Origin of the sequence: Streptomyces sp. NPDC002793 (assembly GCF_040295485.1) — a bacterium.
Taxonomy (GTDB): Bacteria; Actinomycetota; Actinomycetes; order Streptomycetales; family Streptomycetaceae; genus Streptomyces.
On sequence record NZ_JBEOVL010000005.1, the window covers coordinates 37,152 to 49,361 of the forward strand.

9 protein-coding genes and 1 tRNA gene are annotated in these 12,210 nt (G+C 68.7%); 6 read left to right on the forward strand and 4 right to left on the reverse strand.

The genetic code is table 11. The features are described from left to right. Positions 1–54 precede the first annotated feature (54 nt). From hrpA to ABT001_RS06385, 3 genes are all read left to right on the forward strand, one after another. Positions 55–3,987: an ATP-dependent RNA helicase HrpA gene (hrpA, locus tag ABT001_RS06375; protein ID WP_351273181.1), complete on the forward strand. Its 3,933-nt coding sequence runs from the start codon at positions 55–57 to the stop codon at positions 3,985–3,987. Between the two features lie 116 nt (positions 3,988–4,103). After that, positions 4,104–4,178, forward strand: a tRNA-Asp gene (locus tag ABT001_RS06380). 142 nt (positions 4,179–4,320) lie between these two features. Continuing rightward, complete coding sequence (locus tag ABT001_RS06385) at positions 4,321–4,668, forward strand: DUF6274 family protein (protein ID WP_351273183.1); 348 nt, start codon at positions 4,321–4,323, stop codon at positions 4,666–4,668. Positions 4,669–5,168: 500 nt separating this feature from the next. Here the strand turns inward: ABT001_RS06385 and bldC are convergent, their stop codons facing one another. Both bldC and ABT001_RS06395 read right to left on the reverse strand, forming a co-directional pair. Further along, complete coding sequence (bldC, locus tag ABT001_RS06390) at positions 5,169–5,375, reverse strand: developmental transcriptional regulator BldC (protein WP_003949541.1); 207 nt, start codon at positions 5,373–5,375, stop codon at positions 5,169–5,171. Between the two features lie 659 nt (positions 5,376–6,034). Further along, entirely contained in the window at positions 6,035–6,895 is an 861-nt protein-coding gene (locus ABT001_RS06395) for a DUF8083 family protein (protein ID WP_351273186.1), read from the reverse strand. Positions 6,896–7,068: 173 nt separating this feature from the next. Here ABT001_RS06395 and ABT001_RS06400 point away from each other — a divergent pair, with 173 nt between their 5' ends. Beyond that, entirely contained in the window at positions 7,069–8,151 is a 1,083-nt protein-coding gene (locus tag ABT001_RS06400; RefSeq protein ID WP_351273189.1) for a Leu/Phe/Val dehydrogenase, read from the forward strand. Between the two features lie 339 nt (positions 8,152–8,490). Further along, positions 8,491–8,745: a DUF3073 domain-containing protein gene (locus ABT001_RS06405; RefSeq protein ID WP_351273192.1), complete on the forward strand. Its 255-nt coding sequence runs from the start codon at positions 8,491–8,493 to the stop codon at positions 8,743–8,745. Between the two features lie 153 nt (positions 8,746–8,898). Here ABT001_RS06405 and purM read toward each other — a convergent pair whose 3' ends face one another. Together purM and purF are read right to left on the reverse strand one after the other, a co-directional pair. After that, positions 8,899–9,972, reverse strand: a complete 1,074-nt coding sequence (gene purM, locus ABT001_RS06410; RefSeq protein ID WP_351273195.1) for a phosphoribosylformylglycinamidine cyclo-ligase — start codon at positions 9,970–9,972, stop codon at positions 8,899–8,901. 60 nt (positions 9,973–10,032) lie between these two features. After that, on the reverse strand, positions 10,033–11,559 hold the full coding sequence (gene purF / locus ABT001_RS06415) for an amidophosphoribosyltransferase (RefSeq protein WP_351273198.1): 1,527 nt from the start codon (positions 11,557–11,559) through the stop codon (positions 10,033–10,035). Positions 11,560–12,015: 456 nt separating this feature from the next. Here purF and ABT001_RS06420 point away from each other — a divergent pair, with 456 nt between their 5' ends. Further along, positions 12,016–12,108: a putative leader peptide gene (locus ABT001_RS06420; protein ID WP_351273646.1), complete on the forward strand. Its 93-nt coding sequence runs from the start codon at positions 12,016–12,018 to the stop codon at positions 12,106–12,108. Positions 12,109–12,210 lie beyond the last annotated feature (102 nt).

The following is a 12,210-nucleotide window of genomic DNA, read 5'->3' on the forward strand; positions in this document are numbered from 1 at the left end:
CCGGACGAAATGCGTTCGCCACTCCTCGCGCGCGGGTGAGATCCTGGGGTCCGTATGTCTACTTCCTTCGCCGATCTCCAGTCCCAGCTCGGGCAGCTCTCGCTCCGCGACGCGCACCGGCTCGGCCGCCGTCTCGAGGGTGCCCGCCGCATCCGCAAGCCCGAGGCCCGTCAGTCCGTGGTGGACGAGATCTCGGCCGAGGCCGGGAAGGCAGCCGAGCGGCTCGCAGGGCGCGCCGCGCGGATGCCCGCTCTGTCGTACCCGGAGCAGCTTCCCGTCAGCCAGAAGAAGGACGAGATCCTGGAGGCGATACGCGACCACCAGGTCGTGATCGTCGCGGGTGAGACGGGCTCGGGCAAGACCACCCAGATCCCCAAGATCTGCATGGAGCTGGGGCGTGGTGTCCGGGGGATGATCGGGCACACCCAGCCCCGCCGGATCGCGGCCCGCACGGTCGCCGAACGCATCGCGGACGAGCTGAGTACCCCGCTCGGCGAGGCCGTCGGCTGGAAGGTGCGCTTCACCGACCAGGTGAATCCCGACGCGACCTTCGTGAAGCTGATGACGGACGGCATCCTGCTGGCCGAGATCCAGACGGACCGCGAGCTCCTCGCCTACGACACGATCATCATCGACGAGGCCCACGAGCGGTCGCTGAACATCGACTTCCTGCTCGGCTATCTGGCCAGGCTGCTGCCCAAGCGCCCTGATCTGAAGGTCGTCATCACCTCGGCGACCATCGATCCGGAGCGCTTCGCGAAGCACTTCGGCGAGGCGCCGATCGTGGAGGTCAGCGGCCGGACGTATCCGGTGGAGGTGCGCTACCGCCCTCTCCTGGAGGACGATTCGCAGGACTCCGACCGCGACCAGATCACCGCGATCTGCGACGCCGTCGACGAGCTGGACCACGAGGCCCCCGGCGATGTCCTGGTCTTCCTCTCCGGCGAACGGGAGATCCGCGACACCGCGGACGCGCTGAACAAGCGCAACCTCAGACACACCGAGGTGCTTCCCCTCTACGCCCGGCTCTCGCACGCCGAGCAGCACCGGGTGTTCCAGCGCCACACGGGACGCCGGATCGTCCTGGCGACGAACGTCGCCGAGACCTCGCTGACCGTCCCCGGCATCAAGTACGTGATCGACCCGGGCAACGCCCGCATCTCCCGCTACAGCCACCGCACCAAGGTCCAGCGGCTGCCGATCGAGCGGATCTCGCAGGCCAGCGCCAACCAGCGCAAGGGCCGCTGCGGCCGTACGTCGGACGGCATCTGCATCCGGCTGTACTCCGAGGACGACTTCGTGACCCGCCCGGAGTTCACCGATCCGGAGATCCTGCGGACCAACCTGGCATCGGTCATCCTCCAGATGACCGCCGCCGGCCTCGGCGACATCGAGAAGTTCCCCTTCATCGACCCGCCGGACCACCGCAACATCCGCGACGGCGTCCAGCTGCTCCAGGAGCTGGGGGCGCTGGATCCCGCGGAGAAGGACCCCAAGAAGCGCCTCACCCCGCTGGGCCGCAAGCTCTCCCAGCTGCCCGTCGACCCGCGCCTGGCCCGCATGGTCATCGAGGCCGAGAAGAACGGCTGCGCCCGCGAGGTCATGGTCATCGCCGCGGCGCTCTCCATCCAGGACCCGCGCGAGCGGCCCTCGGAGAAGCAGACCCAGGCCGATCAGAACCACGCCCGCTTCAAGGACGAGACGTCCGACTTCCTGGCGTTCCTGAACCTGTGGCGCTACATCCGGGAACAGCAGAAGGAGCGCGGTTCCTCCAGCTTCCGCCGGATGTGCAAGCAGGAGTACCTGAACTTCCTGCGGATCCGTGAGTGGCAGGACATCTACGCCCAGCTGCGTACGGTCGCCAAGCAGATGGGCATCGAGGTCAAGGAGTCCTCGACGGGCGCCGACGCGCCGGAGCAGTCGGTGCACACCTCGCTGCTGGCCGGCCTGCTGTCGCACATCGGGCTGAAGGACACCGAGAAGAACGAGTACCTGGGCGCCCGCAGCGCCAAGTTCGCGATCTTCCCCGGTTCCGCGCTGTTCAAGAAGCAGCCGCGTTTCGTGATGTCGGCCGAGCTGGTCGAGACGTCCCGCCTGTGGGCCCGGGTCAACGCCAAGGTCGAGCCGGAGTGGATCGAGCCGCTCGCGCAGCACCTGCTGAAGCGCACGTACAGCGAGCCGCACTGGGAGAAGGACCAGGCCGCGGTGATGGCGTACGAGAGGGTCACGCTCTACGGGGTGCCCATCGTCGCCCAGCGCAAGATCAATTTCGGCCGGATCGACCAGGAGGCGTCGCGCGATCTGTTCATCCGCAACGCCCTGGTCGAGGGGGACTGGCGCACCCACCACCAGTTCTTCCATGACAATCGCAAACTGCTGGGCGAGGTCGAGGAGTTGGAGCACCGCGCCCGGCGGCGCGACATCCTCGTGGACGACGAGACGCTCTTCGACTTCTACGATCAGCGGATCCCGGAGCACATCGTCTCCGGCGCGCACTTCGACTCCTGGTGGAAGCACAAGCGACGGGACGAGCCGGACGCGCTCGACTTCGAGCGCTCGATGCTCATCAACGAGAAGGCCGGGGCGGTCACCAAGGACGACTACCCGGACTCCTGGCGTCAGGGAAAGCTCAAGTTCCGGGTGACCTACCAGTTCGAGCCGGGCGCGGACGCCGACGGCGTGACCGTCCACATCCCGCTCCAGGTCCTCAACCAGGTCACCTCGGAGGGCTTCGACTGGCAGATCCCGGGCCTGCGCGCGGAGGTGGTCACGGAGCTCATCCGCTCACTCCCCAAGCCGATCCGCCGGCACTACGTCCCCGCCCCGGACTACGCGGCGAAGTTCCTGGACCGCGCGGTCCCCCTCCAGGAGCCCCTGCCGCTCACGCTCGCCCGTGAGCTCCAGCGGATGGTCGGCGTGCCCGTGACGGCGGAAGACTTCGACCTGTCACGGATCCCGGACCATCTGAAGATCACCTTCCGGATCACCGACGAACGGCGCCGCAAGGTCGCCGAGGACAAGGACCTGGAAGCGCTGAAGGTCCAGCTGCGCCCCAAGGCCCGCCAGGCACTCTCCAAGGCCGCCGCGGCCACCGCGGGGCCCTCGGGCGAGTCCATCGAGCGTTCGGGGCTCACGGACTGGACGATCGGCACGCTGGACCGGATCTTCGAGACCCGGCGGGCCGGACAGCCGGTCAAGGCGTACCCGGCCCTCGTCGACCAGGGCGAGAGCGTCGCCGTACGGCTCTTCGACACACAGGCCGAGCAGCAGCAGGCGATGTGGCGGGGCACCCGGAAGCTGATCCTGCTGAACATCCCGGTGAACCCGGCGAAGTTCGCCTCGGACAAGCTCACCAACCAGCAGAAGCTCGCGCTGTCCCGTAACCCGCACGGGTCCATCCAGGCCCTGTTCGACGACTGCGCGACGGCCGCCGCCGACCGGCTGATCGCCGCGCACGGCGGCCCGGCCTGGGACGAGGCGTCCTACCGGAATCTCTACGACAAGGTCCGCGCCGACCTCGTGGACCTCACCGTCCGCACGGTCGGCCAGGTGCAGCAGATCCTGGCCGCCTGGCAGGCCTGCGAGCGCCGGCTGAAGGCGACGAACAGCCTGGTCCTGATCAACAACGTCACGGACGTACGGGATCACCTGGCCCGCCTGATGCCACCCGGGTTCGCCACCGCGACCGGACTGCGCAGGCTGCCCGACCTGATGCGCTACCTGGTCGCGGAGGACCGCCGGCTGCAGCAGATGCCGACGAACGTCCAGCGCGACACCACGCGCATGGAGAAGGTCCACGAGATGCAGGACGAGTACGCCTGGCTGCTCGAACAGCTGCCGCAGGGACGGCCCGTACCGCAGGACGTCCTGGACATCCGCTGGATGATCGAGGAGCTGCGCGTGAGCTACTTCGCGCACGCCCTGGGCACCGCACAGCCCGTTTCGGACAAGCGGATCGTGAAGGCGATCGACGCGGCGGCACCATGAGCCGACCGCCCGCGAGGGCGTGACGGATCCACCACTGTCGGTGAGTTCGACCTGGCCCGCGGACCTCCTGTACAGTCTGTCTTCGCAGCCGGACGAGAGAACGGCAGCGAAAACCTGGTCCTGTGGAGCAGTTTGGAGTGCTCGCCACCCTGTCAAGGTGGAGGCCGCGGGTTCAAATCCCGTCAGGACCGCAGTAGACGAAAGCCCGGATCCCCTGGATCCGGGCTTTCGTGCGTCTTGACGCCGGCTCCCGCCGCGGGTAACCCCGTAGGACGGAGTCCGCCCCTGTTTCCCTCGACTCGGGGCGGCCGGGTCCACCGGGAGGCCGCACGCATGTCTGCGCCCACGGAAAGGCACGAGACCCGCGCGCTGCTGCGCGCCCATCTGGCGGCCGCCTCCGGCTACCGCCACCTCACCCCGCACTGTCCGATCTGCCACCGCCTGCTGCGGCTCGCCATGGAGCCCCTGACGGCCCCACAGGCGCCGTACGCACCCCACCGGCCCGGCAACAGGGCCGAGCCGCCACCGGCCCCGGAGACCGCCACCGGTGGGCCCGGCGGCGGTGCGGACGACGGGGCCGGGGCGGACCACCTCACGGACCGCGCCCCGGGCCACGCCCGGGACCGCCTCGCGGACCGCGCCCCGGACCACCCGGGGGGCGAAAGTCCTCCCGCGACATGACCAACTGCCGCAGCCGGGGCCGCCGAACAGTGGCAGGCTCGTAAGTGGCAGGACGTCGCCGATGTGACGGGAGTCACTCAATCCGTTCTGCGCAGGAGCGACTTTACTCACTTCCTACAACTGACCAATTTAATATGTGCAATTGCACTGCCCTGGAAGTACATCCCGGACCGTTCCGCCCGAGCCGTCCCACGACGTCCGGGAACCGGGCGAACAGGCCCGAACACGCCCGACCGGAGTCGCACACAGGCTCCCCACAAACCGACCCGTCGGCAGGTTCGGGCGCCGGCTCCACCCATCGAGGCATGCGGGAGCACCCTCAGGACACAAAAAGATCGCGCTGGACCCGGCGGAGTCCAGCGCGATCGAACGACTTACCCGTATGTCACAGGCATGGGACCCGTTGGGGCGGGCACCTGTCGTGTGGAGCTATGAGTGGGAACACCGGGGGTTGGGGGACCCTTCGGCGGCCCTGTTGTGGCTGCGGCGACAGGGGTCTGTCAGGCCTCGCTGCGCTGCTGCGGAATACCCGCAAGCAGTGCGCGGACCTCTGCCTCGCGGTACCGGCGATGCCCACCGAGCGTGCGGATGGACGTGAGCTTTCCAGCCTTGGCCCAACGGGTGACCGTCTTCGGGTCCACGCGGAACATCGTGGCAACCTCAGCCGGGGTCAGCAGCGGCTCGGCATCAGGGGTGCGAGCGGTCATGAGCGGCCTCCTCGGGAGAACCGAACCATCTCGGTTCTTTCCTCTAAATTCTGCACCTTGACCCACGTTGCCCGAAATGGCAGACGCAGGCCGAGTCGGTTATAGGACGAACGGCTTGTCTTCGGCACTACAACTACACCATCCGTCCAGCCACGTCGGCCAAACCGATGGAATTGCCCTCCCAGGCGCCCATCCGAGACGGAAGCCGATGGACCATGCCATAGCGGACAGTCACTCACCGGTAACGATCAGTCACAGGGCAACCAGGAGTCGTCAGAAGTCGTCAGACCCCCCATAGCGTGCAATACAAAGCATTCCGCCCACAGTTGGACGAACGGAGCCCTCCCCGGACTCCTTGTCCTATTTTGGCACGAGGAGTAGGGAAGGGCGCAAGGGCCCCGTTAGTGCTATCCATCACGCTTGAGACAAAGGCCCGGTTCAGGACGTAGGTCCCGACCCCGTGAGCGCATTCCCGCCCCACCTGTCACACGCGTCACACTCGACAGAGGTTCACGGCCCGCCAGTTGCCCTCAGGGCATCTCCGTTCACCTCCGCCGGCCTCCCTCGGTGCCCACGGATGTCGGACACCTCACAGGATGTCTCTTCCCTGCGGATAGCACCTCTATGCAGCAGAGCGTTCCACTTCACACCATTTAAGGCTAGTTGGAGGACTGCAGGCCACGCACCGCCCGCCAGCGGTCGGCCAGACGTCCGTACGCGACACCCGCCGCATCGCTGTCCCCGTCGCGCAACGCCGCGATGCCCTCGGCGACATCCGCGGCCGAGCGGTCCGCGGCGAGCTGCGCGCCGCTCAGCGCGTGGACCAGACCGCCGTAGTCCAGCTCGACCATGGCGCGCGGGTGGAACTCCTCCAGCCACCGCCCCACCTCCACGAGCCCCTCGGCCAGCGGGCCTTCGTCGACGGTCTCCCGCAGCGTGCGCAGCGCCCTCGCCAGCCTGCGCCGTGCCTGCACCATCGGGGTCCGGTAACGCATCAGCCTGCCGTCGGCGGCACTGCCGGAACCGTCCGCGCCGGCGCTCACGTACTCCCGCTCCTCGTCGTCGAACAGGACGAACCAACGCACCGGCACATGCCACACGGTGGTCCGGATCCAGGGGCGGGCGTCCGGGTTCCGCTCGGCCCACCGCTCGTGGTCCGCCGCCGCCTGCCCCCGCACCACGGGAGGCAGCACCGCGTCCAGCACGGTGGCCGGAAACAGACCCCCCAGTTCGCTCAAGGCGAGCCAGCCACGCATCCTCGTGCGCCACGGGCAGACACAGACCACCCCGTCGACCACCGCGACGAAGGCGTCACCGCTCTCGTGCACCGGCACCGCGACCGGTGGGGTGGAGACCAAGCCCGCCAGTGAGCGCCGCAGTTCGTCCTGGGCCGTGGGGAGGACGGAACGCCGCGCGTAACGCGTCCAGTGACCCCGTTCGGGTTCACGGAAGGCGGCGAGCGGCTCGTACACCCGCAGGTAGGACGCGTAAGGGACGAGCACCGAAGACACCACCGACATGCGGTGAATCGTGTCACGCCGATACTCCACAGGGGGGTGATCCCGGTCAGGGAACAGATCTACGTGTCACGAGGTCTTACGCTCTTGCCAGTCGGTCGGCCGGTACAGGCCGACCGGGGCCCTCCCCACCTTCAGGAGGGTCTTCCGCCGCTTCGTACTTGGGAGTCACCACAGTGACCGATGTGACCAACGGCGTCCTGCACACCCTGTTCCACTCGGATCAGGGAGGCCACGAGCAGGTCGTGATCTGCCAGGACCGTGCCACCGGCCTCAAGGCCGTGATCGCCCTCCACTCCACCGCGCTCGGCCCCGCCCTCGGCGGTACACGCTTCTACCCGTACGCCTCCGAGGAGGAAGCCGTCGCGGACGCGCTGAACCTCTCGCGCGGCATGTCGTACAAGAACGCCATGGCCGGCCTGGACCACGGCGGCGGCAAGGCCGTCGTCATCGGCGATCCCGACCGGATCAAGACCGAGGAACTGCTCCTGGCCTACGGACGGTTCGTCGCCTCGCTCGGCGGACGTTATGTGACCGCCTGTGATGTCGGCACGTACGTCGCCGACATGGACGTCGTCGCCCGGGAGTGCCGCTGGACCACCGGCCGCTCCCCCGAGAACGGCGGCGCGGGGGACTCCTCCGTGCTCACCGCGTTCGGCGTCTTCCAGGGCATGCGGGCCTCCGCGCAGCACCTGTGGGGCGACCCCACGCTGCGTGGCCGCACGGTAGGCGTCGCGGGCGTCGGCAAGGTCGGCCGGCACCTGGTCGAGCACCTGCTGAGCGACGGCGCCGAAGTCATCGTGACGGACGTGCGCGAGGAGTCCGTACGCCGGATCACCGACGCGCACCCCGAGGTCTCCGTGGCCGTGGACACGGACGCGCTGATCCGCACCGAGGGGCTGGACATCTACGCCCCGTGCGCGCTGGGTGGTGCGCTGAACGACGCGAGCGTTCCCGTGCTCACCGCCAAGGTGGTGTGCGGCGCCGCCAACAACCAGCTCGCCCACACGGGCATCGAGAAGGACCTCGCCGACCGATCGGTTCTGTACGCACCGGACTATGTGGTGAACGCCGGTGGCGTGATCCAGGTCGCCGACGAACTCCACGGTTTCGACTTCGACCGGTGCAAGGCGAAAGCCGCGAAGATCTTCGACACCACGCTGGCCATATTCGCACGTGCGAAGGCGGACGGGATTCCGCCGGCCGCGGCGGCCGACCGGATCGCCGAACAGCGGATGGCGGACGCCCGTCGTCGCTGACCCGTCACCGCGGCGCAGACCTTCCGCCACGGGCCCGTAGGGCCGGCCCGGTGGCGGAGGATCGCCCCTGAGCCGTCGGCCCGCAGCCGGGGAGACAAGACTCACTCGGGTCGGCGGGTCGGGCGTCCGTAAGAGGTTAAAATCGGGGCTGACCAGCGAGGACGGGCTCCTCTACGGTCCTGCACCGAGGCACGTGACGCGGGCGGCGTACCGTATGGCCGAGGAAGCAGGTACCGTTAAAGCCACGGGCGCGGTCTCTCTGCTGAGAGTCCGTCCTGAAACATGAACGCGTGTCAAGACTCTGGGGCCGTCGAGCCCCGTCACCGAGGGGGTCGAGCCATGGGGCGCGGCCGGGCAAAGGCCAAGCAGACCAAGGTCGCCCGTCAGCTGAAGTACAGCAGCGGCGGGACTGATCTGTCGCGTCTGGCCAATGAGCTGGGCGCATCACCTTCGAGTCAGCCACCGAACGCAGAACCGTTCGAGGACGACGACGAGGAAGATGACCCGTACGCACAGTACGCGAATCAGTACAACAACGAGGACGCGGACGAGGACGACCAGTCCGGTCCGTCGTCACAGCGCCGCGGCGCTTGACCTCGCGCTGACACATCAACCCGGTCCGGGCCTGCCCGGACCGGGTTCTGTGCTGTCCCGGTCCGGATGGGCGGGGCGATCGCACACGGTGTGCGGACCACCCCGGCACCACCCGCCGGCCCGGTGGTGTACCGGACCGACGGGTGAAGCGTCCTAACGTGCGTAGCCGCCGGTCAGCTCGGCGCCCGTGGCGTGGTCCCCGCGCTCGGTGATCTCGCCGGCGACCCAGGAGTCGACACCGCGGTCGGCCAGAGTCGTCAGAGCCGCGTCCACCGAGTCGGCCGGGACGATCGCGATCATCCCGACACCCATGTTGAGCGTCTTCTCCAGCTCCAGCCGCTCGACGTTCCCGGCCTTGCCGACCAGGTCGAAGACGGCGCCCGGCGTCCAGGTGGAACGGTCGACCGTGGCGTGCAGTCCGTCCGGGATCACCCGGGCCAGGTTGTTCGCCAGGCCGCCGCCGGTGACGTGGCTGAAGCCGTGCACCTCGGTCGTGCGGGTCAGCGCCAAGCAGTCCAGGGAGTAGATCCTCGTGGGCTCCAGGAGTTCCTCGCCGAGCGTCCGGCCGAACTCCTCGACCTGGCGGTCCAGGGTCCAGCCGGCCCGGTCGAAGACCACGTGGCGGACGAGCGAGTACCCGTTCGAGTGAAGACCGGACGACGCCATCGCGATCACCGCGTCACCCTTGCGGATGAGGTCGGGACCCAGCAGACGGTCGGCCTCGACCACGCCGGTACCGGCACCCGCGACGTCGAAGTCGTCCGGACCCAGCAGGCCCGGGTGCTCGGCCGTCTCGCCGCCGACGAGTGCGCAGCCCGCCAGGACACAGCCTTCGGCGATGCCCTTCACGATGGCCGCGACACGCTCGGGGTGCACCTTGCCGACACAGATGTAGTCGGTCATGAACAGCGGTTCCGCGCCGCAGACGACCAGGTCGTCGACGACCATGCCGACGAGGTCGTGACCGATCGTGTCGTACACACCCATCTGCCGGGCCAGATCGACCTTCGTGCCGACGCCGTCGGTGGCGGAGGCGAGCAGCGGGCGCTCGTAACGCTTGAGCGCCGAGGCGTCGAAGAGGCCGGCGAAGCCGCCGAGGCCGCCGAGGCCCGCGACCTCGGGGCGCTGCGTCTTCTTCACCCACTCCTTCATCAGCTCGACGGCGCGGTCACCGGCTTCGATGTCGACGCCCGCCGCAGCGTAGGAAGCACCTGTTGTCTCAGACATTGCCCGGGATCTTTCGTGTGGGAATACGGGGCTGGTGGGTAAGCAGCCGGTCGGTCCGGGTCACGGACGACGCAGCGCGTCGGCCGCCGCGGTCGCGGCGGGGCCGGCCGCCAGCTCGGTCTCCAGCAGCTGCTTGCCGAGCAGCTCCGGGTCCGGGAGCTCCATCGGGTATTCGCCGTCGAAGCAGGCGCGGCACAGATTCGGCTTGGCGATCGTCGTCGCCTCCACCATCGCGTCGAGCGAGATGTACGCGAGGGAGTCGGCACCCATGGAGGTGGCGATCTCGTCGACGGACATGCCGTTGGCGATCAGCTCGGCGCGTGTCGCGAAGTCGATGCCGAAGAAGCAGGGCCACTTCACGGGCGGGGAGGAGATCCGGATGTGGATCTCGGCCGCGCCCGCCTCACGGAGCATCCTCACCAGGGCGCGCTGGGTGTTGCCGCGGACGATCGAGTCGTCGACGACCACCAGGCGCTTGCCCTTGATGACTTCCTTGAGCGGATTGAGCTTGAGACGGATGCCCAGCTGGCGGATGGTCTGCGAGGGCTGGATGAAGGTCCGGCCGACGTAGGCGTTCTTGACCAGACCGGCACCGAACGGAATTCCGCTCGCCTCGGCGTAACCGATGGCCGCGGGGGTTCCCGATTCCGGCGTCGCTATGACGAGATCCGCCTCGGCGGGGGCCTCGGCCGCCAGCTTGCGGCCCATCTCGACGCGGGAGAGGTAGACGTTCCGCCCGGCGATGTCGGTGTCGGGGCGGGCCAGATAGACGTACTCGAAGACACAGCCCTTGGGCTTCGCTTCTGCGAATCGGGTGCTGCGGAGGCCGTTCTCGTCGATGGCGACGAGCTCGCCCGCCTCGATCTCACGGACGAAGCTGGCACCGCAGATGTCGAGGGCGGCGGACTCCGAGGCCACCACCCAGCCCCGCTCGAGCCGGCCGAGGACCAGCGGGCGGATGCCCTGCGGGTCGCGGGCGGCGTAGAGGGTGTGCTCGTCCATGAAGACCAGCGAGAAGGCGCCCTTGACCTCGGGAAGCACCTTGACGGCGGCCTCCTCGACGGTGAGCGGCTTGTCGTCCTCGTCCCGCTGTCCGGCGAGCAGCGCGGTCACCAGATCGGTGTCGTTGGTCGCCGCGACCTGGGTGGCGCGGCCGTCCCTGCGAGGGAGGTCGGCGACCATCTCGGCGAGCTGCGCCGTGTTGACCAGGTTGCCGTTGTGACCCAGGGCGATCGAGCCGTGCGCGGTGGCACGGAACGTCGGCTGCGCGTTCTCCCACACCGAGGCACCGGTGGTGGAGTAGCGGGCATGACCGACCGCGATATGGCCCTGGAGCGATCCCAGAGACGTTTCGTCGAAGACCTGCGAGACCAGTCCCATGTCTTTGAAGACCAGGATCTGGGACCCGTTGCTCACTGCGATGCCCGCGGACTCCTGTCCACGGTGCTGCAGGGCATACAGTCCGAAATAGGTGAGCTTGGCGACCTCTTCGCCGGGAGCCCAGACACCGAAGACGCCACAAGCGTCCTGGGGGCCTTTCTCTCCGGGGAGCAGGTCGTGGTTGAGTCGTCCATCACCACGAGGCACGCCACCGAGTGTAGGCGAGATCGACCACCGGTCCGAATTGGGTGACCCCCTGGCAGGGGCTGCCGACGGGCCCGGGGGCCGTCGGCCACCGGGATCCCGACCGAGGTCGGGTGATCACTCCGGGTGATCGCGGCCGACTCGCCGCCCCGGCCCCGGAGGGCCCCACAGCGCCCGCCACCCGCTCCAGGTGGCGGTTCCCGGCCGGTCGGGCGACTCGACGGCCCCGCGCCACGATCGCTCCGCTCGTGGCGTCGGGTGGGCCGGCCCGGTCGATGGGGCGGTCGGTGGCCGAACGCTCGTTTCGTGGCGAGCCTCACACCGCGCGCTCGGGACCACGGACCCTTGAGGGCCGCTTCGGGCACCCACCGCCACCCCGGCCCGACGCGGCCAGGACAGTTGTCCGCAGTTCGAGACCACCGTTGACAGGCCCATGCCTCGTTGGCAGGCTCCATGCCCATGCAGCCCCTCGGTGATCTTTCGGTCACGCTCGTGGAGCGCCGCCACGTCGATCTGGGACGTGTCGCGAGCGCCATCTGTCGCTGCGCCTGAGCCTGCCGCACCCCCGGAGCCTCCCGTAGGGCTTCCGCCCCGAACTTCGGTACGCGTGCGCACATCTCCTCCCCTTTTCCGCCTTCCGGCCCTGGTGACCGG